Consider the following 22096-nt stretch of genomic DNA (forward strand, 5'->3'; position numbering starts at 1 on the left):
CCCTCGTACCGTCAGAGTTCCTTGCGGAAGGCCTCCGCCGCGTGGAGGAAGATGTCGTTGGCCTCGGTCTCGCCGATCGTGGCCCGCATGCCCTCGCCGGCGAACGGCCGCACGACGACCCCGGCCGCCTCGCACGCCGCCGCGAAGTCCATCGTCCGCTCCCCCAGCCGCAGCCACACGAAGTTGGCCTGCGTCTCGGGCACCGTCCAGCCCTGCCCGCGCAGCGCCTCGACGACGCGGGTGCGCTCGTTGACCAGGGCGCCGACCCGACCGAGCAGTTCGTCCTCGGCGCGCAGCGACGCGACCGCCGCGTCCTGCGCGAGCTGGCTCACGCCGAACGGCACGGCCGTCTTGCGCAGCGCCGCCGCCACCGGCTCGTGGGCGATGGCGAAGCCGACCCGCAGCCCGGCGAGCCCGTACGCCTTGGAGAAGGTCCGCAGCACCGCCACGTTCGGCCGGTCGCGGTAGATCTCGACGCCGTCGGGGACCTCGGGGTCACGGATGAACTCGCGGTACGCCTCGTCGAGCACGACCAGCACGTCGGAGGGGACCCGGTCGAGGAATCGTTCCAGCTCGGCCCGGCGCACGACGGTGCCCGTGGGGTTGTTGGGGTTGCAGACGAAGATGAGGCGCGTGCGGTCCGTGATGGCGTCGGCCATCGCGTCCAGGTCGTGCACCTCGCCGTCCGTCAGCGGCACCTTGACGCTCGTCGCTCCGCTGACCTGCGTGATGATCGGGTACGCCTCGAAGGACCGCCAGGCGTAGATCACCTCGTCGCCGGGGCCGCTGGTCGCCTGGAGCAGTTGCTGGGCGACGCCGACCGATCCGGTGCCGGTCGCCAGATGGCTCAGCGGCACCCCGAAGCGGTCCGCCAGCTCGTTCATCAGGCCCGTGCAGGCCATGTCCGGGTAGCGGTTGAACGTCCCGGCCGCCGCGACCGCCTGCTCCATCACGCCGGGCAGCGGCGGATACGGGTTCTCGTTGGAGGACAGCTTGTACGCCGCCGGGCCTCCCGCGGCGGCCGGCTTGCCCGGCTTGTAGGTGGGAATCCCCTCCAGCTCGGCACGCAGCTTGGGGTTCGTCTCGCTCACCGCAGTCCTCCTCATGGCCACCGTTCCAATACTGCTCACCTTAAGAGGATTCGGCGCCCGCCCCAATGGGCCGGGGGCCACGGGCCTCACCGGGCTCCGCACCGGCACGCGCGCCCACGTACGGGGCCCGGGGGGCGCGCGGGGCAGGGGGAGCGCTTTTGCTGCGGCCGCGCGCCGGTGGCCCGCGCCGTGGCGCGCATCCCCCTTGCAGGTGAGTTGAGACCTGTTCGCAACCTGTCGGACTTGGCAGGTCCGCGTACGCCGAAGCATGACGTCCCACCGTCATGACCAGCAACTCCCTTGCTTTCCAAGGGTTCTGACAGCAAATCACCTTGCAGAAACGTGCCTGTCAACGCGTGCATATGCAACCCCGCCATGCGGCCGCATGAGCCCTACTATCGGCTCGCCATGACAGCAGCAGGGAAGCATCAGGTGAGCCGGGCGGAGACTACGCGCCGGGGCACCCGGCCAGGTCGGGCAGGCATCAGAGACGTTGCCGCCGCCGCCGGGGTCTCCATCACGACCGTGTCCGATGCGCTCAACGGCAAGGGTCGGCTCCCCGACGCCACCCGACGCCATGTCCGTGAGGTCGCCGACCGGCTGGGCTATCGCCCATCCGCGGCCGCCCGCACGCTCCGCACCGGAAAATCGGGCCTCATCGGCCTGACCGTGACGACGTACGGGGATGAACCTTTCACCTTTACCGAATTCGCGTACTTCGCGGAGATGGCCAGGGCCGCCACCTCCGCCGCGCTCGCCCGCGGCTACGCACTCGTCATCCTGCCCGCCACCTCCCGTCACGACGTCTGGTCGAACGTCGCCCTCGACGGGACCGTCGTCATCGACCCCTCCGACCACGACCCGGTCGTCAGCGAGCTGGTCCGCCAGGGCCTGCCCGTCGTCTCCGATGGACGTCCAGCGGGCACCCTGCCCGTGACCGCCTGGGTCGACAACGACCACGAGGCCGCCGTGCTCGGCATCCTCGACCATCTCGCCGAGGCCGGCGCCCGCCGTATCGGGCTCCTGACCGGCACGACCACCGACACCTACACCCACCTGTCCACCTCGGCGTATCTGCGCTGGTGCGAGCGGATCGGGCAGGAACCGGTCTACGAGTCCTACCCCGCGCACGACCCGTGCGCGGGCGCCGTGGCCGCCGACCGTCTGCTCGCCCGGCCCGACCGCCCCGACGCCGTCTACGGCCTGTTCGACCCCAACGGCACGGATCTGCTCGCGGCGGCCCGCCGCTACGGGCTGCGCGTCCCGGAAGACCTGCTGCTCGTGTGCTGTAGCGAGTCGAACGTGTACGCGAACACCGAGCCGCCCATCACGACCCTCTCGCTCAAACCGCGGCGCATCGGCACCGCGGTGGTCCAGCTCCTCATCGACGCCATCGAGGGAGTCGACTCCGACCAGCCGGTCGAGCAGGTGATACCGACGGAACTGATCGTGCGGACGTCCTCCCAGCGCCGCCCGTCGCGCACCACCGTCAGCCCGCCCCGCTCGCCGGGCAAGGGCTGACGGCCCGAGCGACACCCACCACGCCCGCCTTCCGACCACCACCACGCCCGCCTCCCGGCCGGCGGACGCGCCCCGCCCGTCCGCCGGCCGCCCTCACGTCCGAGAGGAAAAGTCCGCACCAATTCGGGAGAAAAGCGTGGGGAACAGCCGCCCGTCACCGATTCACCACCCCTGGTGCATCACACAGCGCGAGCCGCATTCCTATGATGGGCGCACGACACCGCGGGCCGCTGCGACCAGGCAGTCCGATCCGGTGCACAGGCGGCGCAATGGTGGAGGGGTCGATGACTCAGGGGGCCGGTCAGGGACCCGCAGCGCGCACGGAGACGCTGCGCGACTTCCGTGTTCCCGCGTACGTGCATGACGTACCGGCGAACATGGTGCCTGCGGACCCCGTTCCCGACCCGATCCCCGGCCCCCGCGAGGGCTCCGCCGACGGCCAGGCGACCGGGCTCGCGCCCGCGCCGGGCCCCGAGGCCCAGCACCCCGCGCCGCCGCCAGCCTCCGCCCCCGCGCCCCTCACCGCCTCCACGGAGGGCGCCGAGGAGTACCCCGACGGCTACACGCCCACCGAGCGCGACCTGCCGGTCATCAACCGAGGCGACACCCTCCAGCTCCCCGTGCCGCAGCCGGCCCCCGCGCCCGCCCAGGGCGACGGCGGCAAGGGCCCGCTGTTCGTCGTCGGCGACGTGCACGGCTACCTCGACGAGCTGCTGGCCGCGCTGCGCGACAAGGGCCTCGTCGACGAGGAGGGCTCCTGGGTCGCCGGCACCGCACGCCTGTGGTTCCTCGGCGACTTCACCGACCGCGGCCCCGACGGCATCGGCGTGATCGACCTCGTGATGCGGCTGTCCGCCGAGGCCGCCGCCGCCGGCGGGTACTGCAAGGCGCTGATGGGCAACCACGAGCTGCTGTTGCTCGGCGCGAAGCGTTTCGGCGACACCCCGGTCAACTCGGGCGCGGGCACCGCCACCTTCCAGGCGGCCTGGCTGCTCAACGGAGGCCAGAAGTCCGACATGGACCGCCTCCAGGACGTGCACGTGCAGTGGATGTCCCGGCTCGACGCGATCGAGATCGAGGACGACCACCTGCTGATGCACTCCGACACGACCGCCTACCTCGACTACGGCGACTCCATCGAGGCGGTCAACGACACGGTCCGCGAGACCCTGACCCGCAACGACGCGGACGAGTGCTGGGATCTGTTCCGCAAGTTCACCAAGCGCTTCGCGTTCCGCGACGAGGAGTCGGGTCCCGGCGCGGTCCGGGAGCTGCTCGGGGCGTACGGCGGCTCGCGCGTCGTGCACGGGCACAGCCCGATCCCGTACCTGCTCGGTGAGGTCGGCGCCGAGGACGACGACGGTGAGGACAGCCGTCCGGTCGTGGAGATGCCGCACGTGTACGCGGACGGACTGGCGATCGCCATGGACGGCGGCGTGACCATGGCCGGAAAACTGCTGGTCCAGCAACTTCCCATGCGTGACTGACGGTTGAGTGGCGGTGCGGCGGGTGCGGGGTTTCGCCCGCCGCCGTGGCCAATTTCCTCAAACCCCCTGTCACCGCGCGCCGTGACCGCTCTACCATCGGCTTATCCGTAGCAGGCTCCCCTCCGTTTCTGCCCGACGGCTCGTAACCATGCGGGCCACCAAGCCCTACGGAGCATCGGGGGATGCACATGAACAGCGCTCCGCATTTGCTGAACGAGGACCGCCCCGAGTTCGAGCGGGTCCTCGATGAGGCGCTGCGTACCGCACCGAACCGTCCTGAACTCGCCGCAGTGGGCCGGCGGCTGAACCCCGAACAACTGCGCACGATGGCGCTCGGCGCGGTGGCGCTGATCAGCGCCGCGGCGGCGGCCGAGTACGACCACTACGTCGCCGTCCGCGAGGAACTGCGCGCCGGGCCGCCGTCCGGCCGCCCGCTCACGGAAGGAGAGAGCACCACCGACCCCGCCGGCTCGCCAGGCGGCGCGCTCGGCCTGGTCGCGGAGGCCACGGGCCCCGGCGTCGCGGCCGTCACCGTCGTGCTGGCCCCGGTCCTCGCGGGCACCGCCGCCGCGATCTTCCTGCTGGTCGGCTACATCCTGAAGATGCTGAAACCGGCGCCCGACTTCGCCGACACGCTCCTGGCGTTCGGCTGGACGTTCGCCGCGCTGACCGCCGCGAGCATCCTCGTGGCGGCCGTCTGCCTGCTGATCGCGGCCCTGCGCAACGGCGCGACCTCGCTCCAGGCCGGCGCCCATGGCGCCGAGGCCGAGGCGCTGGCGCAGGCCAGAGAGGCGTGGGCGAAGGCGCTCCTGGAGAGGGGCATCCTGCCGTTCCTGCGGGAGGCCCTGGCCGAGCCCCCGGCGGGCGAGCCCGCGCCGGGCGGCGGCCGGACCGGCGGTTCCCCGGGGCGCATGCCCCAGCTCGGCTACCACCGGCCCGGGTTCTCCAGCCCCGACGGCGGCGGCACCGCCACCGGGCAGCGCGCCGGGTACTCCAGCCCGGACTTCAGCAGCCCGGACTTCGGCGGGCCCGAGCACCGGCCGGACTGACCCGGGGCGGGCGCGGCGGCACCGGCTCGGCGTGTCCCCTCGCGGGGGCCGGGTCCGTGCGTGCCGCTCCCGCGCCGGGCGGGCGGTCAGTCCGCGAGGGGCAGGTACAGCCGGTTGCCCGCCTCGGCGAACTCCTTCGACTTGGCGAGCATGCCCGCCGTGACCTCGTCCTGGCTGACGGCGTCGCCCTGTGCCGCGCCGGCCCGGTCGGTCCCGAACTGCTCGCTGATGCTCCGGCTGATCTTCATCGAGCAGAACTTCGGGCCGCACATCGAGCAGAAGTGCGCGGTCTTCGCGGGCTCGGCGGGCAGTGTCTCGTCGTGGAACTCCCGTGCCGTGTCCGGGTCGAGCGCCAGGTTGAACTGGTCCTCCCAGCGGAACTCGAAGCGGGCGTCGGAGAGCGCGTCGTCCCACGCCTGCGCGTCCGGGTGGCCCTTGGCGAGGTCGGCCGCGTGCGCGGCGATCTTGTAGGTGATGACGCCGGTCTTCACGTCGTCCCTGTTGGGCAGGCCCAGGTGCTCCTTGGGGGTGACGTAGCAGAGCATCGCCGTACCCCACCAGGCGATCATCGCGGCGCCGATCCCGGACGTGATGTGGTCGTACGCGGGCGCGATGTCGGTGGTCAGCGGGCCGAGCGTGTAGAACGGCGCCTCCTCGCAGATCTCCTGCTGGAGGTCGATGTTCTCCTTGATCTTGTGCATGGGCACATGGCCCGGGCCCTCGATCATGGTCTGGACGTGGTGCCGCTTGGCGATGGCGTTCAGCTCACCGAGCGTACGCAGCTCCGCGAACTGCGCCTCGTCGTTGGCGTCCGCGATGGAGCCGGGGCGCAGCCCGTCGCCGAGCGAGTACGTGACGTCGTACGCGGCGAGGATGTCGCACAGTTCCTCGAAGTTCTCGTAGAGGAAGCTCTCTTTGTGGTGGGCGAGGCACCAGGCGGCCATGATCGAACCGCCGCGCGAGACGATGCCGGTCTTGCGGTTGGCGGTCAGCGGCACGTACGGCAGGCGGACGCCGGCGTGGACGGTCATGTAGTCGACGCCCTGCTCGGCCTGTTCGATGACCGTGTCCTTGTAGATCTCCCAGGTCAGCTCCTCGGCCTTGCCGTCGACCTTCTCCAGGGCCTGGTAGAGCGGCACGGTGCCGATGGGGACGGGGGAGTTGCGCAGCACCCACTCGCGTGTGGTGTGGATGTTGCGGCCGGTGGAGAGGTCCATGACCGTGTCGGCGCCCCAGCGGGTCGCCCAGGTCATCTTCTCCACCTCCTCCTCGATGGAGGACGTGACGGCGGAGTTGCCGATGTTGGCGTTGACCTTCACCAGGAACCGCTTGCCGATGATCATCGGCTCGATCTCGGGATGGTTGACGTTGGCGGGCAGCACCGCGCGGCCGGCGGCGATCTCCTCGCGGACGACCTCGGGCGCGACGTTCTCCCGGAGGGCGACGTACTCCATCTCCGGGGTGATCTCGCCCCGCCTGGCGTACGCGAGCTGGGTCACCGGCTGCCCGGGGCGGCCCCGGCGCGGCTGGCGCGGGCGGCCGGGGAAGACCGCGTCGAGGTTGCGCAGCCCGCCGCGCGGCGAGGTGTGCTTGATGCCGTCGTCCTCGGGGCGGACGGGGCGGCCCGCGTACTCCTCGGTGTCGCCGCGGGCGATGATCCAGTTCTCCCGCAGCGGCGGCAGCCCGCGGCGGACATCGGTGTCGACGTGCGGATCGGTGTACGGGCCGGAGGTGTCGTAGAGCGTCACCGACCGCCCGTTGGTGAGATGCACCTGACGGACCGGCACCTGGAGGTCGGGGCGCGAACCCTCGACGTACCCCTTGTGCCAGCCGATGGACTTCCCGGCCTCGTCAGCAGAGCTGGAGGCAGGCGTGCGTGCGTCCGTTGTGGTCATGAGACCTACTCCCTACGCCGGCATTACCCGGTAACAGGTTCGGCGGTCGACGCAGCCGTGTCCGTCCTGCCGTGTTTCACGTGAAACACGTACCCGACGAAGGTCAGCGCCCTCTCAGCCCGGTGCTCCGAGCTCCCGCGTGTACAAAGGTGCCTCCACGCTAGCGTCCCGCCGGACGCGCTGAACAGAGGGCCCCTGACGTTCTTGCGATGATCGGGCGGTGACGAGCCCTCAGCAGTCCCTGCCTCCGCCGCCCCACGGCCCGCACGGGCACTCCCACGGCCACGGGCCCGCCGCCCCGGTCTCCCTGCATCTGCGCAAGGTCATCGCGGCCGTGCTCATCCCGTTCTCGGCGGCGGTCCTCGTCGGGCTCGTCGTGCTGTGGCCGGGCGGGGCCCCGCCGCACGAGCGGACCGGCGTCGGCTTCGACCGGCAGACCCAGCAGGCCACGGTCGTCGAGGTGGCCCGGGTCTCCTGCGCCAAGGTGCACGCCTCCGGTTCGGGCCCGGTCGGCGAGCAGCCGCCGTCCGGCGACCCCTCCGCCGGGCGGCGCACGGGAAGGGTCTGCGAGAAGGCCCTGGTCCGCGTCGACACGGGCAAGGACAAGGGCCGCACGTTCACCGAGATCGTCCAGCCGTCCTCCCCGCGCCAGTTGCACACGGGCCAGAAGGTCGTGGTGTCCTACGCGCCGGACGCGCCGCACGACCTGCAGTACTCGGTGACGGACGCGAACCGGAAGCTCCCGCTCGCGCTGCTCGCCGGCATCTTCGCGCTGGTCGTGGTGGTCGTGGGGCGGATGCGGGGCGTCATGGCGCTCGTCGCCCTCGCGGTGAGCTTCATGGTCCTGACGTTCTTCATCCTGCCCGCGATCCTCCAGGGGTCGAACCCGCTGGTCGTGGCCATCGTGGGGGCGAGCGCCATCATGCTGATCGCGCTCTACACCTGCCACGGTCTGTCGGCCCGAACCTCGGTCGCCGTGCTCGGCACGCTGGCGTCGCTGCTGCTGATCGGGCTGCTCGGTTCGCTGTTCATCGGCTGGGCCGCGCTGACCGGGAACACGGACGACAGCACGGGCCTCATCCACGGGCTCTACCCGCACATCGACATGAGCGGTCTGCTGCTCGCCGGCGTCATCATCGGCTCGCTGGGCGTGCTCGACGACGTGACGGTGACGCAGACCTCGGCCGTGTGGGAGCTGCACGAGGCCAACCCGACGCTGGGCAGGCGCGGGCTGTACCGCGCGGCGATCCGGATCGGGCGCGATCACATCGCGTCGGTCGTCAACACGCTGGTGCTGGCGTACGCGGGCGCGGCGCTGCCGCTGTTGCTGCTGTTCTCGATCGCGCAGAGCAGCGTGCTCGACGTGACCAACAGTGAGCTGGTCGCCGAGGAGATCGTACGCACGCTGGTCGGCTCGATCGGCCTGGTGGCCTCCGTGCCGCTGACCACGGCGCTGGCCGCGCTGGTGGTCTCTGCCGACCGCCCGGGGTCCCACGGACCCGGCGGGGCCGCTCCGGTACGCGGTGGCAGAGGCCGGCGCCGCAAGCACTGACATGACGTGAGCGCGGAACTGCTCGGGCGCACCGCGCTGCTGAAGCGTTACGTCTGGCGGGCTGGGCCGGGGAAGCTCAGCCCGCGCTCTGTTCCTCGGCGAGGATGCGGTCGAGCGCCTCGTCGAGGTCGGCCTCGAAGTCGGCGAGCGCCTGCTCCTGACCGAGCGGGACGAGCTTGTCCGTACGGTCGAGGAAGGCGATCAGGGGCGCCACCCCGGCCCGGAACAGCGCCTGGTCCGCGCCGACCTGGAGTCTGATGTGCACCTCGCCCGGCAGTTCGCCGGTGCCGCCGCCGATTCCCGCGCTCCGCACGGGGGAGACCCGTACGTCTCCGTCCCCGGTCGCCCCGTTGACCCCGTCGACCAGGAGTTCCCGGCCGAACGCCCAGGTGACGGGCGCGTCCCCGGGAAGATGGAAGGTCAGCCGCACGGCGTACGGATCGGCGGGCTCGTACCGGAGCTCCACCGGAATGCGGAACGAGAGTTCCTCGGAGACGAGGAAGCTCATCATGACCTCTGCATGGACTGCTTGTACCGACTCGCGCATCGCCTACCCCGTCAACTTGCCGTCGATTGGCCAGGAATGGCCTTCCTGACACTGTTTGGCATCTTGCTCAACGTACACGACTCATTACAAGGAGTGAGTTTTCAGATGCTGATAGAGAAGGCGAGTGTCCCTACCAGCTTGCCGATCTCCTGCTGCAACTGCCGTGCGGTGGGCAGCAGTTTGTCGGCCTGTTGCAAAGGGAGCGAAATGGCCAAAGTGGCGGCGGTGGAGCCGACGGTGATCGGAAACGCGGCGCAGGCAGTGCCAAGCGCATATTCCTGCCGCTCGATGATGGGCTCCATGGGCCCCACTTGCCGCAATTTACGCAGCAGCGCGCGGTCGTCACGTACGGAGTACGGAGTGATGGAACGCACGGGATATCGGGCGAGATGATCCGCGCGGGCGGCCTCGTCGAGCTGGGAGAGCAGGCATTGGCCAATGGCGTGCGCGTGCCCGGTCTCACGGAAGTCGGCCCATTCCTCGACGGCCTTGTGGGCCGGAGTGTCGGCGACGGCGACGACCTCGATCTCGCCGTCGCGGTAGACCGCGAAGTAGACGGGTACGCCGATGCTGTCCCGCCAGTGCCGCAGCGCGTCCGTGATCATGCCGCGACGATTCTGCTGGGCCCCGCTGCTGCTCAGCCGCTCGGCGGCCTCGCCGTACACGTACACCCCGTTCTCCTTGCGGAGATAGCCCTCGTGGGCGAGCGTGCGCAGCAGGTGGTAGGCGGTGGGAAGGGCGAGTCCCGCTTCCCTGGCGAGCTGCTTGGCGGGGGCTCCGTCGTCATGCTCGGCGACCGCTTCCAGCAGCCGCAGAGCGCGCTGTACGGAGCCGATCAGCGTCGGCGGCGCTGCGGGCGGAGGGTCAGCCGTGGCCAAGGTGCACTCCCGGTACGAAAGGGTGATCCCCCGAGTACCCGGGCTCACGGGGGCGAAGCCGTCGGAATCCGGACTTTAACCCCTACCCACCGCGCGCGGGGAACCGGGACCCGAACTTCCCCCGGTCGTGCGAACCGTCGCCGGAAGCAACCAACCGGGCGCCCCCGCGCCGTCCGTCCCCGCGTACCGGAGCGCCCCGCGCGTCATCGAGCCCCGCGCGAGGCGCCCTTTGCCCTCACCAGTCACTGCGCGAGGAGGACGACCCCGCCATGAACTTCCGTACGACATAGACCAGTCCGCCGACCAGCGCGGCGAAGACCAGCAGCTTGAACAGCAGGCCGATCACGAAGCCGACGACGCTGGCGATCAGCCCGCCGAAGACGACCAGGGCGATGACCGGCACCGCGACCCACTTGACCCACCACGGCATCCCCGCGAATATCTCCTGCACTGCCCCGCTCCTTCGTTGACGAGCCCGTGACCGGGCCCTTTCGGCTTCGGCGTCTCTGGGACGTCCTGCATACGATGCTGACACGCCGAGGCCCGCCACGGGGGCTCCGGAGCCCTTGCCCTCCCCTGATCCGACCCCTAGGGAACCCCGGGGGTCCAGGTCAGCTCTCGGGCGGAGAGAACACCACCAGGACCCGCAGATCCTCGCTGATGTGGTGGAACTTGTGCGCCACGCCCGCCGGCACGTAGACCACGCTGCCCCGGGCGACCTGCGTCGTCTCCAGGCCGACCGTGATCGACGCCCGCCCGCTGACCACGAGGTATACCTCGTCCTGCTGGTGGGGCTGTTGCGGGTCGTGGTCCCCCGCGTCCAGGGCGTACAGCCCCACCGACATGTTCCGCTCGCGCAGGAACTGCAGATACGCGCCGTCATTGGCGGCACGCTCCGCCTCCAGTTCGTCCAGCCGGAATGCCTTCATCGCTGCCGCCATCCCCTCTCACCCGTCACGTCCACCACGATCGTGATCCACGTCTGCCACGATCAGACACATGAAGAATTTCGTAGTCAAGACGATCGCCAACGCGGGTGCGCTGGCCGTCGCCGTGTGGGTGCTCGACAAGATCACACTGACCGGCGACAGCACGGGCAAGAAGGTCGGCACGCTGCTCGTCGTGGCGCTGATCTTCGGGCTCGTGAATTTCCTCGTGAAGCCGGTGGTGAAGGTCCTCACCTTCCCGCTGTTCATTCTCACCCTCGGCCTGATCACGCTGATCGTGAACGCGCTGATGCTGCTGCTGACGTCGTGGCTCGCGGGCAAGCTGGACCTGAGCTTCCACGTCGACGGCTTCTGGACGGCCGTCCTCGGCGGCCTGATCATCTCGATCGTCTCGTGGGCGCTGAACGTCGTCCTGCCCGACGAGGACTGAGGGATTCCGGAGTACCGCTGAGATGACCTACCGCGTCTGTTTCGTGTGCACCGGCAATATCTGCCGCTCGCCCATGGCCGAGCACGTCTTCCGCGCGCGTCTGGAGGAGGCCGGCCTCGCCGCTCTGGTCGAGGCGGACAGCGCCGGCACGGACGGCTGGCACGTGGGCGAGGGCGCCGACCCGCGCACCGTCCGCGTCCTCACGGAGTCGGGCTTCACGGCGGACCATGTCGCCCGCCAGTTCGACCCCGCCTGGTTCGACCGCCTCGACCTCGTCATCGCCCTCGACCGGGGCCACCTGCGGACGCTGCGCGCCCTGGCCCCGACCCCCGAGGACGCCGCCAAGATCCACCTCCTGCGCTCGTACGACCCCGCGGCACCCACCGACCAGGACGTCCCGGACCCGTACTACGGCGCCCTGTCCGGCTTCGAGGACTGCCTCAAGCAGATCGAGTCGGCAACCACTGGGCTCCTGGAAACGGTCCACGCGAAGGCGGAGCGAGCCTTGTAAGGTGACGAACTGAGATCACACTCGGGGGAGGGGTCGTGACCGAAAGCGGCCGAGCATCAGACGGCGCCACGCAAACCCAGATGAATCTCAACCATCTGGCCCCGCTCGTCGGCAGCGGAGGCGTGCCATCTGGCGATAAGGACCTTGCATCCAGCCCTGAGCAGAAGAAGAAGGCTGCCGAGGCTATCGAGAAATGCTTGGAACCAGACACGCATAGTGACGGCAGACAGGCACGCGGAAGCACGGGTGAAGCCGCCAGGGAGTTCGAAAACTGGCTTACCGGAGCCGCCCTGAAGACCGCGCGCGATACGTGGAACGACCAGCTCACAACCCTGATCAACCGTCTCGGCTCAGAGAAAACCGCACTGCGCGCGACGAACACTATATTCCGGAACACTGATACGAGTGTAGAGCTGGGAGTACGAAAGTCCTCCTCGCTCGACTCGTTCTAAATACGCTTCCCGTTTCCCTGATTCCCATTACGAGCCTCGGTAACCACCGGAGTCGAGCAGTGGCAACGTACTACGAAATCATGAGCACCGACTTATCGAAGCTGACGGCGGCGGCCGATGACTGGGATGCAATGGCCAAAGACTTCGACAGGCTCGCGGGGACGTACAAGAAGGAGGTCCATGGCATCTCCCTTGGCACCTCGTGGGTAGGGATCAGCGCGAGTGCTGGCTCCGCGCGCTTCGACGTGACACTGAAGGAGTACCGAGGCGCGCAGAGTGAGGCGAAAGCCGTCGCCCATCTGCTCCGAGAGGCGTTCACTGAGTTCAGCCGTCTGCGGAAGCAGGTGGAGCACACCCGGGAAGCCGCTGTTAAGGCAGGCATGAGGGTGTCCGAGCAAGGCACCGTCACCTTCGATACGGCAAAGCTCGATCACTCGGAGTACGTCGCCTTCGCCCATGACCCTGGATACCAGGAGAGCGCCCGCGCAGCGGCCGCTGGCTGGGGTCAACAGCTCGACACGGCCGTCAAGGCGGTGAACGAAGCCGACGAGGGATTCAGGATCGCTCTCGTTGCGGTGATTCAGGACAAGAACCTCCTGGACGGCACCGTCAATGGATTCAACCGCGCGGCCGCGGCCTCCAACCCGTACCCCTCGCTTGCGGAGACGGCGAAGGCGCAACATGTACCCGAGGGGAAGAAGAAAGTCGCCGAGTGGTGGCGCAGTCTCGATCCGGTCACGCGCGGAATTTTGTGGCAGGAGAAGGGAGATGATCTACGCAAGAGGGGGGTCATGAGTCCGCTGTACGAGTGGCATCCGGCTGACGAGGGAGCTGGCGGCTTCGACACTGAGGAACCTTCTGGCCATGACCTCTGGATGCTCTCAGTGGCGCAGGGAATCGCTGCCGCCGGCGACATGAAGGGGGAGATTGATGCATCGCGCAATATGGAGCATTACCTCGGAAAGTCCGGTGAACCTCTCAACCTAGACGTGAACCGCATGCTCCGCGACGACCTCGACTTCCGGACAAATATCTCCCAGAACCACCTCGACAGAAACAGTGACGCGTGGCGGTCCACCGCGCTCGACGCCTTCGAGAAGGCAGGTGGCGACAAGACCGTGGTAGTGCCGGTGGAGAGCAAGGCAATTGGCGGCTACTTCAAGGACGGCAACTGGTTCCATGCTGTCGGCGGCCACCAGCAGAACGTCTCCGGCTTGGTCACCGTGACCCCTACTGACCATGGGAAGCCCAAGGTGACCCTCGACTATCAGGTCAATGTTTGGGACCGATACAACTGGGACGCGGGTAAGACGACCGAGTTCCCGGGAGGCATAGTCATCGCCGACAAGGACATGGCGCATCTGCACAAGGTTGGATTCGCTCGCGAGTACGACATGACTGGTAGCAGCTCTCCTCACAGCTACGATCTGAACAATGGTGGACACGCTGCCGTCGACCCGGGACATTCCGGACGCGAGGGAACCCGCGGGGACGTCTCGCGCGGGGACGAGGAGAAGCGGTGAGGGGCGCGAGGGCCGCCCGCCTCGGCGGAGTGGTCGCCGGGGCACTCCTGCTCGCCGCCTGTTCCGGTTCGGACTCCGGCCACGCCCGAGCGGGCGACGGCCGTGCCTCCCGTTGGGACGAGAAGGCGGGCGCCCCGCAGGCCGCGTCCTTCATGCACGTGTCCGTCCCGGACGACGCCACCCAGGTGCGGGGCGCCGTGCAGCTCAATCCGCGGGAAGACGTCTACGTGCTGTCCTTCGTGACCTCCCGGCACACGGCGAAGAAGCTCGCGGAGGACCTCCGCTCCGGGGAGCCGTTGAGCACGAAAGGCCCGTTCAGCTCGATGCCGGACGGCCTGTTCCGGCATCTCGGCCTTGCCGACCCGGAGAAGGCCGAGGGGGTGGGGTGGGTCGGCGTGTGTCCCCCCTGCGTGAACGATCATCGGCGCGCCAAGGTGCAGTGGATCGAGATGTTCACGGCGCCCCTGGCGAGCGACCGGTCGAGGGTCTTCTTGCAGGCGTTCTGATCCGAACAGCCGTAGCCGCGGCCTGCTCCGAGGAGGGAGCAGCCGGGCGCGCGTGCGTCGAGCGGACGGCCCGAGCCTCCCCCCTCGTGGCTCGGGCCGTCCCGGTTCCTGATGTGAAGAACCGCGCGAACAAGGCTAGTTGACTCTGTGTCAGTGTCCAATCACTCTAGCGACAGAGACCTATCGACATATTTATAGTGGAGCGCGCCCCAGGCATGGGAGGGAGGGCGTCGCCATGGATCTCGCCCTGCTGCGCACGTTCGTGACGGTCCATCGGGCCGGCTCCTTCACCCGCGCCGCCGCGCTGCTCGGCCTGTCGCAGCCTGCGGTGACCTCCCAGATACGCACGCTGGAGCGCCAGTTGGGGCGCCCCCTTTTCCTTCGCCAAGCGCGCGGGGTGACGCCCACCTCGATCGGCGACGAACTGGCACACAAGGCGGCGCCCCATCTGGACGCCCTGGTGGAGATCGCCGAGGCGGGGCTCGATGAAGAGTCCGAGGTCCGCACCCTGCATCTCGCGGGCCCCCCGGAGTTCACCGCCGAGCGCGCCCTGCCCGCGCTGACCGCGCTCACCCGCCAGGACGGCCACAGCGTCGCCCTGCGCGCGTCCTTCGGCACCGCCGAGGAGACGCTGGAGGGGCTCGCCGCCGGGCACCACGATCTGGCCATCACGACGGCCCGTCCGCGCGGCGCCCTGCTCTCCGCGACCCCGCTCTGCGACGAGGAGCACGTCCTGACCGCCGCGCCGCGCTGGGCGGCCCGCCTCGGCCCCGGACGGCTGCACCGCGACGCCGCGCCCTCGCTGGAGAAGTTCCCCGTGGTCGAGGTCCACGAGTCCCTGCCGTTGATCTCCCGCTACTGGGCCGCCGTCTTCGACGCGCGCCCCGCCGTCGCCGGCACGGTCGTCGTCCCCGACCTGCGCGCCGTGCTCGCCTGTGTCACCGCCGGCGCCGGTCTCGCCGTCCTGCCGCGCTATCTGTGCGCCCCGGCCCTGGAGCGCGGCGAGATCGTCGCCCTGCTCGACCCGCCGGTGCCACCGCTGCGCACGTACTTCCTCGCCCTGCGCACCGGCTCACTCGCCCTGCCGCACATCGCGCGGGCGCACGAATGGCTGCTGCGCGCCGCCGTCGACTGGTCGTGAGCTACGGCGCGTACGGGGCGGGATGTTTCACGTGGAACCGGCCGGGCCACATTTCTCCCATGACCGTACGACCCGTCGTCAAGCGCACCGCACGCGCCGTTCTGCTCGACGGCGACGACCTGATCCTCATCAAGCGGACCAAGCCGGGCGTCGATCCGTACTGGGTCACTCCTGGCGGAGGCGTCGAGCCCGAGGACACCACCGTCGTGGACGCCCTGCACCGCGAGGTCGACGAGGAGCTGGGCGCCAAGATCACCGACGTGGTGCCCTGCTTCGTGGACACCGTCGAGCACATCGGCGACGACGGCGGGGCCACCGGCGTGAAGGTCCAGCACTTCTTCGTGTGCCGCCTGGAGTCGATGGACCTGTCCCAGCGGCACGGCCCGGAGATCGACGAACCCTGCGGCGAGTACGAGATCGTCCGCGTGCCGTTCACCCGCGTCGGCATCGCCCAGGTGCACCTCGTCCCCCTCTCGCTGCGCCACTACCTGGACGGCAACATCGAGGGCGTCCGCGCGATGCACGCCCCCGACCTGGGCTGAGCCCCGCTGTTTCACGTGAAACAGCGCCGCCCGGCCGCCCACGAGCAGCCGGTGCCACGCGGGTACGTGGCCGAAAGCACGGGGTGCTCTGCCCAAAGCGGTGGACGGCACGGGTCCGCGTCCGTCAGCCTGACCTGCGTGTCGACACCAACCCTCTCCGACCTGCCCATCCGTCGTCTCACGCGCGCCGACCTCGTCGCCTGCGCCGATCTCGCCGAGGACCGGGGCTGGCCCCGCGAGGAACACAAATGGGGCCTGCTGCTCACGGCGGGCACCGGCTACGGCATCGACGACCCCGACGGCGGACTCGTCGGCGCCTTCGTCGTCACCGAGTACGGCATGCGCGAGCGCCCCGAGCTGGGCGCGATCGGCATGATGCTGGTCGCCGCCCGGCACGCGCGCCAGGGAGTGGGCCGCCGCCTGATGCGGTACGCGGTCGAACGCGCCGGCGCCACACCCCTCTCCCTGTACGCGACCCCGTACGGCCGTCCGCTCTACGAGGAGCTGGGCTTCAAGGTCACCGGGCAGGCGGAGATGGTGCGCGGCCGCTTCCGCCCGGGCGGGCCCGCGTCCGGCGTCGCCACCCGGCCTGCCACGGCGGAGGACCTGTCGGCGGTGCTGCGCCTGGACACCGAGGTGTTCGGCGTGGACCGCACGCATGTCATCGCGCGGCTGCCCGCGTTCGCGGATCAGTTCCGGGTCGCGGAGGACGGCGGCGAGCTGACCGGGTTCGCGGCGGCCTGGCCCAACAGGGACAACCACGTCGTCGGCCCGCTGATCGCCCGTGACACCGAGACCGCGAAGGCGCTGGTGACCTCGCTGGCGGCGGGGACGGAGCTTCCGCTGCGCACCGACGTCGACGTACGGCACGAGGAACTGCTCGGCTGGCTCAAGGAACGTGGCCTCGAAGGCATCGCCATGAACGCGACGATGACCTACGGCACCCCCGACCTCCCCGGCGACTGGACGCGCCGCTTCGCCCCTCTCACGGTGGCCGCGGGCTGACCCCGTCCGCCGTACGCACACCGCCCCCGTGCCCCGCGCTGACGCGCTGAGGGCCCGGGGGCGGTTCTGTGTGGATGTCTACGGCGAAGGAAGCCGCGTCCCGCGCGGGCGACGACGGCGGTACGGGACTGCCCGCCCCGCCGGCCCGTACGGCGCCGTCAGCGGTGTGCGGGCTCGGGCTGCCGCCGGCCCGCGGCGCCGGTCACGACCTGGCTCGGGACGGGCGCCCGGCGCTCCAGCGCGGCGGAGAAGACGGCGAGGACGAGGGCGCCGGCGGCGAGGGCGGCGCCGACCCAGTTCGGCGCGGTGTAGCCGAAGCCCGCGGCGATGACCATGCCGCCGAGCCAGGCGGAGAGCGCGTTGCCGAGGTTGAAGGCGCCGATGTTGACGGCCGAGGCGAGCGTCGGCGCGCCGGACGCCTGGTCGAGCACGCGCTTCTGGAGCGGCGGCACGGTGGCGAAGCCGAGCGCGCCGATCAGGGCGATGGTGATCGCGGCGAGGACCTTGTGGTGGGCGGTGACGGTGAACAGGGCCAGCACGACGGCGAGGGCGCCCAGCGACACGTACAGCATGGGCATCAGGGCGCGGTCGGCGAACCGGCCGCCGACGAGGTTGCCGCCGACCATGCCGAGGCCGAAGAGGACGAGCAGCCAGGTCACGGAGGTGTCGGCGTAACCGGCGACGTGGGTCATCATCGGCGCGATGTAGGTGATGGCCGCGAAGACGCCGCCGAAGCCGAGGACGGTCATCGCCATGGCGAGGAGCACCTGCACGTTCTTGAAGGCGGCCACCTCGTGGCGGAGCCGGGCGCCCTGCGGGCGGGGCAGGTCGGGGACGAGCTTGGCGATGCCGAGCAGGCCGACGACACCGAGCGCCGCGACGATCATGAAGGTGACGCGCCAGCCGACGGACTGCCCGATGAGGGTGCCGAGCGGGACGCCGACGACGTTGGCCACGGTCAGACCGGTGAACATCATGGCGATGGCGCCCGCCTTCTTCGCGGGGGCCACCAGTTCGGCGGCGACCACCGACCCGATGCCGAAGAACGCGCCGTGCGCGAGCGAGGCGATCACGCGGCCGATCAGCATCACGGAGAAGACGGGGGCGAGGGCGGAGAGCAGGTTGCCGACGATGAACAGGCCCATCAGCAGCATCAGCATCCGCTTGCGCGGCACGCGCGTGCCGAGGGCGGTCATGAGCGGGGCGCCGGCCATGACGCCGAGGGCGTAGCCGGTGACGAGGAAGCCGGCCGTGGGGATGGAGACGCCGAAGTCACCCGCGACCTCAGGGAGCAGTCCCATGATCACGAATTCCGTGGTCCCGATCCCGAAGGCCCCGATCGCAAGGGCGAGAAGCGCGATAGGCATCAGGGGGTTCCTTCCAGATGATTGCGGGTGCGCTTTACGAGTCCTCACAATAGTTGCAGACGCTGGCTAATCGCAAGCGCGGGCAATTTCGGTTCATCGACTACTCTGGGGTGAAGCCGCTCCGGGACGGAGGAACCACGCGCCATGACCGCCACAGACCCCGCACTCACCGCCCTCGCACAGGGCTGGTGCGCCCTTTCGCTGCTGCACGGGAGGATCGAGGCCCACATCGAGCGCGCCCTGCAGGCCGCGCACGGCCTCAGCGTGCGCGAGTACTCGCTGCTCGACGTCCTCAGCCGCCAGCACGACGGAGAGGGCGGCCATCTCCAGATGAAGCAGGTCGCCGACGCCGTCGTGCTCAGCCAGAGCGCCACGACACGGCTGGTGACCCGCCTGGAGGACCGCGGGCTGCTGCTGCGCTACCTGTGCCCGACCGACCGGCGCGGCATCTACACCAACGTCTCCGACGCCGGGCTCAAGCTCCTCGAAGAGGCCCGCCCGACGAACGAGGCCGCGCTGCGCGAAGCCCTCGACGCCGCCGCCGAGAACCCGGAGCTGGCCCCGCTGGTCCGCGCCGTGGAGGGGCTGCACGCCCCTGCGCTCCCGGCCTGATCCGGCACTTCCTGCGTGATCCGGCGCTTCCTGCGGCCCCGGGAGTGACGCCTAGGCTGCCGCCCATGACTGAACTCACGATCAGGCCGGCGGCGGCCGAGGACATCCCCGCGATCGTCGCGATGCTGGCGGACGACCCGCTCGGCGCCACGCGCGAATCCCCGGACGACCTCGCCCCGTACCTCGCCGCCCACGCCCGCCTGGCCGCCGATCCGCAGCAGCATCTGGTCGTGGCCGTACGCGACGACCGCGTGGTCGGCACGCTCCAGCTCACGGTCGTCCCGGGGCTCTCCCGTAAGGGCGCGACCCGCTCGATCATCGAAGGGGTGCGCGTCCACGCGGACGAGCGCGGCAGCGGTCTGGGCAGCCGACTCATCGAGTGGGCCGTCGACACCTCGCGGCGCCTGGACTGCCAGTTGGTCCAGCTCACCTCCGACGCCACCCGCACCGACGCCCACCGCTTCTACGAGCGCCTGGGGTTCGAGCCGTCCCACGTCGGATTCAAGCGCCGGCTCTGAGCCTCGCCCGTCGAGGTCGGCGGACAGTCGGGCGGCGGGGCGGCGGGGCGGAGCGGAGTTTCACGTGAAACGTCACCCCACCGCCCGTTTCACGTGAAACGTCACCCTGCCGCCCCACCGCCCGTTTCACGTGAAACCACACCCCACCATCCGTTTCACGTGAAACAACGGCACCTACCGCGGTACCCCGCGCCACCCCTCGGGGTCCACGCCACCCGGCACCGGGGCGTCGGGCGCGTACGGCTCGCGGGTGAAGACGAACGATCCGAGGTCCAGGTGGCTCACGCGGCCGTCGGCCCGGCGCACCGCCCGCAGCGACTCCCCCGCGTAGTAGCCGTCGAGGCCGGTCCAGGTGCCGTCGCCGTTCTCGCGGAAACGGGACCGCCGACCGGCCCCGGCGAGGGGGCCGAGCGTGATGCCCTCGGCGGTGACGCGCAGGGCCACGGGCTGCGTGCCCCAGTACCAGGGACCGGCCAGCTCCAGGACGGCGGGATCGACGTCGGTGAGGGGCCGCCAGGGTGCCGGGACGCGGGGCTCGGCCTCCGCGACGGTCTTCAGCAGGTCGGCGGCGACGGTCGGGGCGGGCACCCCGGACGTGCAGTTGACCAGGGCGACCGACACCAGGCCGGCCTCCTCGTCGAGCCAGAGCCCCGCCACGAAACCGGGCAGCGATCCGGTGTGCCCGGCGAGCAGCCGCCCGTCGCGCCGCACCACCTGCATCCCGAGCCCGTACGCGCTGTCCCAATCGCCGGGCAGGGTGGGGGCGTGCGGGGTGCGCATCTCCCGTACCGACTCCGCCCCGAGCACCCGGTCGTCGCCCGTGGTGAGGAACGAGCCGAAGACCGCCAGATCCCGTGCCGTGGACCAGAGTTGACCGGCGGGCGCCATCAGGCCCAGGTCTTCGTCCGGCTCCGGGAGCAACACGTCGGCGTACGGGTGCACGGCCCAGCCGCCCGCGTGCGGGGCCTTCGGCTGGGCGCTGGTCCGGGTCAGGCCGAGCGGTTCGAGGATCTCCGTCCGCAGCGCCTCCTCCCAGGGCATGCCGCGGAGCTTCTCCACGAGCGCGCCGAGCAACGTGTAGCCCGGGTTGGAGTAGTGGTGGCGGCGGCCCACCGGGTGCCGGAAGGGCTGTTCGCCGAGGACGTCGGCGAGGGTCGGCCGCAGCGCGGCGGACGACCGCTCCCACCACTCGCCCGGCGTCTCGGCCGCCAACCCGCCGGTGTGCGCGAGCAGTTCGGCGATGCTGACCTCGCCCGCCGCCGTCCCGGGCAGATGCCTCTCCAGCGGGTCGGCCAGATCGAGCAGCCCTTCGTCGCGCAGCCGCAGCACGAGCACGGCGGTGAACGTCTTGGTGATCGAACCGATCCTGTACTGCACGTTCTCGTCGGGCCCGTGTCCGTCCACGGAGGTCCGCGCCCCCGCCCACACGAGCCGCCCCTCCCGGGCGACGGCGCCGACGAGGGAGGGCGCCCGCCCCTCGGCCTGGGCGACGGCGAGGCGGTGCGTCAGGGCGCGCCGGGTGGCGGGCAGCAACTCATCAGGGGATGTCGTCATCCGCCCAGTCCACCCCGCCCCACGACACCCGTCGACCCGTTTCACCTACGGCGGATCATGCGGGACAGCACGCACTCCGGTGAAACCCGCTACGTTGCCCTCAGTCCGGCGGCAACACCAGGGAACAACGGGCCCGTTGGGGCCCGCCGGAGTCGGTGTGCCGCCCCGCAGGTCCGCCGCGCGCAGGGAGCCGCCATGTCGTCCGTCCACCACGAACCGCCCCGAACCATCGACCGGCGCGTCCGCGTGCAGGGGCGCCCGGTCGACGACTTTCCGGCGCGCGCACCGGAGTCGGAGCGCGGCACGTTCCGGCGGGTCACGGTGGTCGGCGAGGAGGTGCTGAACCGGCCCTGCCGAGAGGTCGAGGAGTTCGGCACGCCGGAGCTGTCGGCTCTGATCGACGACATGTTCCTCACCATGTACGTGGCCGACGGCGCGGGTCTCGCGGCGAACCAGGTCGGCGTGGACCTCCGCCTGTTCGTCTACGACTGCCCCGACGACTCGGGCGTCCGCCACGTCGGCCACCTCGTCAACCCCGTACTGGACCCGCCCGACCCGGCGAACCGGCGGCTCGTCGAGGACGCCGAGGGCTGCCTGTCCGTACCCGGCGCCACGATGACGGTCCCGCGCACGGACCACTGCGTCGCGCGCGGCTACGACAAGGCCGGCTCCCCGCTCGTCATCGAGGCGACCGGCTACTTCGCCCGCTGCCTCGAACACGAGACGGACCACCTCCACGGCCACACCTACCTGGACCGTCTCACCAAGCGCGAACGCAAGGACGCCGTGCGCCAGATGCAGGCCAACAGCGAAGAGGTCTTCGCCCGCCGGGAGAAGAAGGCAGCACGTCTCAGCCGGTGACGAGCCGGGGCGAGCGCGGCCCGGTCCGCTAGCCGCCCGCCGGCGACCGCGTCCCACCAGCGACCGGCTGATGGCGGACATACTCAGCGACTGGTCTGTAGGTTCCC

The 22096-nt window shown here is 70.4% G+C and carries 23 protein-coding genes; 15 read left to right on the forward strand and 8 right to left on the reverse strand.

From position 1 onward, the window contains the following. Positions 1-11: 11 nt before the first annotated feature. Complete coding sequence (hisC, locus tag ACZ7LY_RS10040) at positions 12-1091, reverse strand: histidinol-phosphate transaminase (RefSeq protein WP_471624038.1); 1080 nt, start codon at positions 1089-1091, stop codon at positions 12-14. A 408-nt stretch (positions 1092-1499) separates the two neighbouring features. Here hisC and ACZ7LY_RS10045 point away from each other — a divergent pair, with 408 nt between their 5' ends. The 3 genes from ACZ7LY_RS10045 to ACZ7LY_RS10055 all read left to right on the forward strand — a co-directional run bounded on the left by ACZ7LY_RS10045 (position 1500) and on the right by ACZ7LY_RS10055 (position 5148). After that, positions 1500-2612 carry a LacI family DNA-binding transcriptional regulator gene (locus ACZ7LY_RS10045; RefSeq protein WP_471624039.1) on the forward strand — a complete coding sequence of 371 codons (1113 nt, stop codon included), beginning with the start codon at positions 1500-1502 and terminating at the stop codon, positions 2610-2612. Between the two features lie 269 nt (positions 2613-2881). Continuing rightward, positions 2882-4099, forward strand: a complete 1218-nt coding sequence (locus ACZ7LY_RS10050) for a metallophosphoesterase (RefSeq protein ID WP_471624040.1) — start codon at positions 2882-2884, stop codon at positions 4097-4099. Between the two features lie 182 nt (positions 4100-4281). After that, positions 4282-5148 (forward strand): hypothetical protein, encoded by an 867-nt coding sequence (locus tag ACZ7LY_RS10055; RefSeq protein WP_471624041.1) that lies wholly within the window; start codon positions 4282-4284, stop codon positions 5146-5148. Between the two features lie 86 nt (positions 5149-5234). On the opposite strand, the gene thiC is transcribed toward ACZ7LY_RS10055, so the two are convergent. Then, the gene (gene thiC / locus ACZ7LY_RS10060) at positions 5235-7043 is read right to left on the reverse strand and encodes a phosphomethylpyrimidine synthase ThiC (RefSeq protein ID WP_471624042.1); all 1809 of its coding nucleotides are present in this window, start codon (positions 7041-7043) and stop codon (positions 5235-5237) included. A 220-nt stretch (positions 7044-7263) separates the two neighbouring features. Between thiC and ACZ7LY_RS10065 the strand changes: the two genes are divergently transcribed. Further along, positions 7264-8595, forward strand: a complete 1332-nt coding sequence (locus ACZ7LY_RS10065; RefSeq protein ID WP_471624043.1) for a YibE/F family protein — start codon at positions 7264-7266, stop codon at positions 8593-8595. Positions 8596-8671: 76 nt separating this feature from the next. Here ACZ7LY_RS10065 and ACZ7LY_RS10070 read toward each other — a convergent pair whose 3' ends face one another. From ACZ7LY_RS10070 to ACZ7LY_RS10085, 4 genes are all read right to left on the reverse strand, one after another. Beyond that, positions 8672-9142 (reverse strand): SsgA family sporulation/cell division regulator, encoded by a 471-nt coding sequence (locus ACZ7LY_RS10070; protein WP_471624044.1) that lies wholly within the window; start codon positions 9140-9142, stop codon positions 8672-8674. Between the two features lie 101 nt (positions 9143-9243). Beyond that, positions 9244-10020 (reverse strand): IclR family transcriptional regulator, encoded by a 777-nt coding sequence (locus ACZ7LY_RS10075; RefSeq protein ID WP_471624045.1) that lies wholly within the window; start codon positions 10018-10020, stop codon positions 9244-9246. Between the two features lie 235 nt (positions 10021-10255). Next, positions 10256-10471, reverse strand: coding sequence for a DUF5326 family protein (locus ACZ7LY_RS10080; protein ID WP_471624046.1), 216 nt, complete (start codon positions 10469-10471; stop codon positions 10256-10258). Positions 10472-10631: 160 nt separating this feature from the next. Further along, positions 10632-10949: a cupin domain-containing protein gene (locus ACZ7LY_RS10085; RefSeq protein ID WP_471624164.1), complete on the reverse strand. Its 318-nt coding sequence runs from the start codon at positions 10947-10949 to the stop codon at positions 10632-10634. Positions 10950-11019: 70 nt separating this feature from the next. Here ACZ7LY_RS10085 and ACZ7LY_RS10090 point away from each other — a divergent pair, with 70 nt between their 5' ends. The 8 genes from ACZ7LY_RS10090 to ACZ7LY_RS10125 all read left to right on the forward strand — a co-directional run bounded on the left by ACZ7LY_RS10090 (position 11020) and on the right by ACZ7LY_RS10125 (position 17077). Further along, positions 11020-11397, forward strand: coding sequence for a phage holin family protein (locus ACZ7LY_RS10090; RefSeq protein ID WP_471624047.1), 378 nt, complete (start codon positions 11020-11022; stop codon positions 11395-11397). A 22-nt stretch (positions 11398-11419) separates the two neighbouring features. Continuing rightward, positions 11420-11908 carry a low molecular weight protein-tyrosine-phosphatase gene (locus ACZ7LY_RS10095; protein WP_471624048.1) on the forward strand — a complete coding sequence of 163 codons (489 nt, stop codon included), beginning with the start codon at positions 11420-11422 and terminating at the stop codon, positions 11906-11908. Positions 11909-11943: 35 nt separating this feature from the next. Further along, the gene (locus ACZ7LY_RS10100; RefSeq protein WP_471624049.1) at positions 11944-12360 is read left to right on the forward strand and encodes a hypothetical protein; all 417 of its coding nucleotides are present in this window, start codon (positions 11944-11946) and stop codon (positions 12358-12360) included. Positions 12361-12440: 80 nt separating this feature from the next. After that, positions 12441-13883 carry a hypothetical protein gene (locus ACZ7LY_RS10105; protein ID WP_471624050.1) on the forward strand — a complete coding sequence of 481 codons (1443 nt, stop codon included), beginning with the start codon at positions 12441-12443 and terminating at the stop codon, positions 13881-13883. Then, complete coding sequence (locus ACZ7LY_RS10110) at positions 13880-14389, forward strand: hypothetical protein (RefSeq protein WP_471624051.1); 510 nt, start codon at positions 13880-13882, stop codon at positions 14387-14389. The genes ACZ7LY_RS10105 and ACZ7LY_RS10110 overlap by 4 nt, the downstream gene beginning before the upstream one ends. Before the next feature lie 235 nt (positions 14390-14624). Then, positions 14625-15530, forward strand: coding sequence for a LysR family transcriptional regulator (locus ACZ7LY_RS10115; RefSeq protein ID WP_471624052.1), 906 nt, complete (start codon positions 14625-14627; stop codon positions 15528-15530). 59 nt (positions 15531-15589) lie between these two features. Continuing rightward, positions 15590-16072 carry an NUDIX domain-containing protein gene (locus ACZ7LY_RS10120; protein ID WP_471624053.1) on the forward strand — a complete coding sequence of 161 codons (483 nt, stop codon included), beginning with the start codon at positions 15590-15592 and terminating at the stop codon, positions 16070-16072. A 138-nt stretch (positions 16073-16210) separates the two neighbouring features. Beyond that, positions 16211-17077 carry a GNAT family N-acetyltransferase gene (locus ACZ7LY_RS10125; protein WP_471624054.1) on the forward strand — a complete coding sequence of 289 codons (867 nt, stop codon included), beginning with the start codon at positions 16211-16213 and terminating at the stop codon, positions 17075-17077. Positions 17078-17235: 158 nt separating this feature from the next. Here ACZ7LY_RS10125 and ACZ7LY_RS10130 read toward each other — a convergent pair whose 3' ends face one another. After that, complete coding sequence (locus ACZ7LY_RS10130) at positions 17236-18444, reverse strand: MFS transporter (protein WP_471624055.1); 1209 nt, start codon at positions 18442-18444, stop codon at positions 17236-17238. 144 nt (positions 18445-18588) lie between these two features. Here ACZ7LY_RS10130 and ACZ7LY_RS10135 point away from each other — a divergent pair, with 144 nt between their 5' ends. Together ACZ7LY_RS10135 and ACZ7LY_RS10140 are read left to right on the forward strand one after the other, a co-directional pair. After that, positions 18589-19056, forward strand: a complete 468-nt coding sequence (locus ACZ7LY_RS10135) for a MarR family winged helix-turn-helix transcriptional regulator (RefSeq protein WP_471624056.1) — start codon at positions 18589-18591, stop codon at positions 19054-19056. A 65-nt stretch (positions 19057-19121) separates the two neighbouring features. Continuing rightward, on the forward strand, positions 19122-19574 hold the full coding sequence (locus ACZ7LY_RS10140) for a GNAT family N-acetyltransferase (protein ID WP_471624057.1): 453 nt from the start codon (positions 19122-19124) through the stop codon (positions 19572-19574). Positions 19575-19748: 174 nt separating this feature from the next. Here the strand turns inward: ACZ7LY_RS10140 and ACZ7LY_RS10145 are convergent, their stop codons facing one another. Next, a complete protein-coding gene (locus ACZ7LY_RS10145) occupies positions 19749-21128 on the reverse strand; it encodes a serine hydrolase domain-containing protein (protein WP_471624058.1) in 1380 nt (459 codons plus the stop codon). Positions 21129-21323: 195 nt separating this feature from the next. Between ACZ7LY_RS10145 and def the strand changes: the two genes are divergently transcribed. Next, on the forward strand, positions 21324-21989 hold the full coding sequence (gene def / locus ACZ7LY_RS10150; protein ID WP_471624059.1) for a peptide deformylase: 666 nt from the start codon (positions 21324-21326) through the stop codon (positions 21987-21989). The last annotated feature ends 107 nt before the right edge of the window (positions 21990-22096 follow it).

Source organism: Streptomyces sp. NPDC107550, from assembly GCF_055639095.1.